This window comes from Pantoea sp. CTOTU46764, assembly GCF_031974595.1.
GTDB classification, from domain to species: Bacteria; Pseudomonadota; Gammaproteobacteria; order Enterobacterales; family Enterobacteriaceae; genus Pantoea; species Pantoea trifolii.
The window spans coordinates 1-3,983 of the sequence record NZ_DALYOQ010000124.1 but is presented as its reverse complement, the minus strand read 5'-3'; the positions used below and the strand labels follow the sequence as shown (position 1 = coordinate 3,983).

Annotated in this window: 4 protein-coding genes; all 4 read left to right on the top strand. The window is 59.5% G+C overall.

What is annotated here, in order from left to right; all coding sequences use genetic code 11:
* On the top strand, positions 1 to 889 hold an 889-nt coding region (locus RTM06_RS22670), incomplete at its 5' end, for an amidohydrolase family protein (protein WP_312184794.1).
* A 2-nt stretch (positions 890 to 891) separates the two neighbouring features.
* The gene (locus RTM06_RS22665; RefSeq protein WP_312184793.1) at positions 892 to 1,311 is read left to right on the top strand and encodes a DoxX family protein; all 420 of its coding nucleotides are present in this window, start codon (positions 892 to 894) and stop codon (positions 1,309 to 1,311) included.
* Positions 1,298 to 2,923 carry an MFS transporter gene (locus tag RTM06_RS22660; protein WP_312184792.1) on the top strand — a complete coding sequence of 542 codons (1,626 nt, stop codon included), beginning with the start codon at positions 1,298 to 1,300 and terminating at the stop codon, positions 2,921 to 2,923. The genes RTM06_RS22665 and RTM06_RS22660 overlap by 14 nt, the downstream gene beginning before the upstream one ends.
* 36 nt (positions 2,924 to 2,959) lie before the next feature.
* Positions 2,960 to 3,781 (top strand): alpha/beta hydrolase, encoded by an 822-nt coding sequence (locus tag RTM06_RS22655; RefSeq protein ID WP_312184791.1) that lies wholly within the window; start codon positions 2,960 to 2,962, stop codon positions 3,779 to 3,781.
* The last annotated feature ends 202 nt before the right edge of the window (positions 3,782 to 3,983 follow it).

The window sequence follows — 3,983 nt, the reverse complement described above, 5'->3', positions numbered from 1 at the left end:
CGTGGTCCGTCATCTGGTTGAACACCGCTGGCCGTTCCGCCTGCACGCCACCTATGACGAATCGATCAGCCGCATGCTGGATGTGTTTGAAAAAGTGAACCGCGACATTCCGTTCAACGGGCTGCACTGGTTCTTCGATCACGCCGAAACCGTGACGCAGCGTAACCTTGATCGTATCAAAGAGCTGGGCGGCGGCATTGCCGTTCAGCATCGCATGGCCTTCCAGGGCGAATACTTTGCTGAGCGATATGGCATTGAGGCGACCCGTCATACGCCGCCGGTGGCGCGCATGCTGGAAACCGGCGTGCCGGTGGGATTGGGAACCGATGCCACCCGCGTGGCGAGTTACAATCCGTGGACTGCACTCTACTGGCTGGTATCGGGACGCACCGTGGGCGGCATGCAGATGTACGACGTTAACGCGCGCCTCGATCGCGATACGGCACTGATGCTGTGGACGCAGGGCAGCGCCTGGTTCTCCAGCGAGCAAGGTAAAAAAGGCCAGATTAAAGTCGGTCAGCTGGCCGACCTGGTGGTGCTGAGCAAAGATTACTTCAGCGTGCCGGAGGAAGAGATCAAAGGCATTGAGTCGGTGCTGACCCTGGTCGACGGAAACATCGTCTATGCCGCAGGATCCTTTAGTTCGGAAGCGCCGCCGCTGATTCCGGTACTGCCGGAATGGTCGCCGGTGGTCAAGGTTCCCGGCCACTATCGCAGTGCGCCGCCGACCGCCACCACGCGCGTGGGCATGATGCCGCAAGCGCATCACTGCAGCGGCCCGTGCGGCGTGCATACGCATTCGCATGAGATTGCGCGCGGCGCCAACCTGCCGGTTTCGGAAGAGAACGCCTTCTGGGGCGCGCTCGGCTGCAGCTGCTTCGCCTTCTAACCATGAAACATTCACTCTCTCAGCCGCCTCGCATTGATGCGGGGCTGTTCTTACTGCGCCTCACCGGCTGCCTGCTGTTGCTGCACGTGCACGGCTTGCCGAAGGTGTTCCATTACAGCGAAGAACTGACGCGTATCGAGGATCCGTTTGGCCTTGGTGCTTACCTCAGCCTGCTGGCGGCGATCGTGGCTGAAGTGGTCTGCCCGCTGTTTATCCTGCTCGGCGTCTTTACCCGTCTCGCCTGTCTGCCGATTATCGGCGTGCTGCTGGTGGCGATGCTGTTTGTCCATCCCGACTGGAGCATAGCGGAAGGTCAGTTTGGCTGGCTGCTGCTAATCATCTTCACCACGCTGGCGCTGACCGGACCCGGTCGCTGGCGCGTGTTTGGCGGCGTTGCGGAGGTGGCACATGGCGCAGGTTAATGACATTCATGACATTCCGAAGGCGGATCTCCCGCCCGTTCCGCAGACGGTTTCACCGTGGCAGCCGCTGCGCCAGCGCGTGTTCCGCATGCTGTGGATCGCCACCGTGGTATCCAATGTCGGTTCATGGATGAACGACGTGGGCGTTAACTGGACCATGCTGACACTGAGCGCCGATCCGCTCTCGGTGGCGTTGGTGCAGGCCGCCAGCAGCTTACCGATGTTCCTGTTTGCGCTGCCGTCCGGCGTGATGGCGGATATCGTCGACCGGCGTAAATACCTGCTGTTCTCGCAGATCTGGGTATTTATTGCCGCTGCGAGCCTGACACTGCTGTCGTGGGCGGGGCTGGTGACGCCGATGGTGCTGCTGATCGCCGCCTTCCTGCTGAGTACCGGCGCCGCCATGAGCTCTCCGCCCTTCCAGGCCATCGTGCCCGATTTGGTCAGTAAGGAAGAGCTCGGCCCGGCGATCGCGCTCAACTCACTCGGCATCAACATCAGTCGCGCGATTGGCCCGGCGCTGGGCGGCCTGATTCTGTCGTTTGCCGGTCCGTGGATGGTGTTTCTGCTGAATACGCTTTCGGTACTTGGCGTGTTTCTGGTGTTGTATCTCTGGAAAGCGCAGCCCAGCGTGCAGCGTTTACCGCCGGAACACTTCTTCCCGGCGGTACGCGCGGGCGTGCGCTATGTGCACGCCGCGCCGGTGCTGCGTAATGTGCTGGTGCGCACTGTCGCCTTCTTTGTGTTTGGCAGCGCCGGCTGGGCATTGCTGCCGCTGGTGGCACGGCGCGAGCTGGGTCTTGGACCCGGCGGCTACGGCATTATGCTGGGTTGCATCGGCGTAGGTGCGATTTGCGGGGCGCTGCTGTTGCCGCGTATGCGCAAACGCTTCAATCCCGATCAGCTGATGGTGCTGGCGAGCCTGATATTTGCCATCACTATGCTGGCGCTGGCGTTTATTCGTCACGTCTGGCTACTGAATGCTTTCGAGTTCTTTACCGGCTTTGCATGGATCGCCGTGCTTTCCACCCTCAATCTTGGCGCGCAACGTAGCGCCGCCAAATGGGTGAAAGCCCGTGCGCTGGCGGTCTATTTGACGGTGTTTTTTGGCTCGATGACGTTAGGCAGCGCCATCTGGGGACAGCTGGCATCAAAATTCAGCATCCCATTATCTCTGACTGTCGCCACCGTCGGCATGCTGCTGGCGAGTCTGACGGTGCTGCGCTGGCGATTGGATCAGGATCCAGATCTGAACCTCGACCTCAGTACGGTGAGCGATCCCTTGCCCGAGCTGGAGATTCGTCACGATCGCGGGCCGGTGATGGTCAGCTATCATTATCAGGTCAACCGCAGTGAGGCACATGCCTTTGCGGTGTGCATGCAGGATATGCGTCGCGTCAGACGGCGTGGCGGCGCGCTGAACTGGTCGCTGTATGAAGACATGCTGCAGCCCGGCATGTTTGTCGAGACCTTTGTCGTCGGCTCATGGATGGAGCATTTGCGTCAGCGCGAGCGTTACACCATGAACGATCAAAAGATTCAGAATCGCGTGCTGGGATTCCATCAAGGCACGGCACTTCCGGAAGTTCGTTACCTCGTGGCGCCTGAATAAGGCGCTGTCATCTATCGACATCAATAAGGCTGGAACATGAGCACATTCAACACTCAGGATGGGACGCAGATCTATTTCAAAGATTGGGGTACCGGCAAGCCGGTGCTGTTCAGTCACGGCTGGCCGCTCGACGGCGATATGTGGGACAGCCAGCTGAATTTTCTGGCGGAGAAAGGTTATCGCGTTATCGCTTTTGATCGCCGTGGCTTTGGTCGTTCCGACCAACCGTGGGAAGGCTACAACTACGACACCTTCGCGTCGGACATCAACGACCTGATCACCCATCTGGATCTGCAAAACGTCACGCTGGTGGGTTTCTCGATGGGTGGCGGCGATGTGACGCGCTACATCAACAATTATGGCACAGCCCGCGTGGATAGCTTAGTGCTGCTGGGCGCGGTGACACCGATCTTCGGCAAGGCCGATGATTATCCGGCGGGCGTCGATTTGTCGGTGTTTGAAGGCATTCGTCAGGGCTTACGTAACGATCGCGCGCAGTTCATCAGTGATTTTGCGACCCCGTTCTACGGCATTAACGCCGGTCAAACAGTTTCACAAGGCGTGCTGACGCAGACGTTGAATATTGCCCTGCTGGCCTCGCTGAAAGGCACGATTGATTGTGTTACCGCCTTCTCGGAAACCGATTTCCGTCCTGATATGGCGAAAATCGACGTACCGACGCTGGTGATTCACGGCAGCAATGACCAGGTCGTTCCGTTCGAAACCACCGGGAAAGTTGCCGCCGAAATGATCGCCGGTGCGCAGCTGAAAGTGTATGACAACGCACCGCACGGCTTTGCGGTGACGCATACCGATCAGCTCAACGCGGATTTGCTGACCTTCCTGCAATCGCTATAACTCCGTAGGGTCGCCATTTATGGTGACCAATGCTTGTCATTGAAGCCAACGGCGAGTGCGCAGGCCGTTGCCACTTTTGGTCCGGCGGTCCTCGCGCCGCTTACGCGGTACCTTCACTTCGCTCGTCTGCCTGACGGACCGGCGGAGACGGGACCTCCTGTCCCGGCTCCGCCTTTCGCCCGCGTCCTGCGGGCTCTCCTGG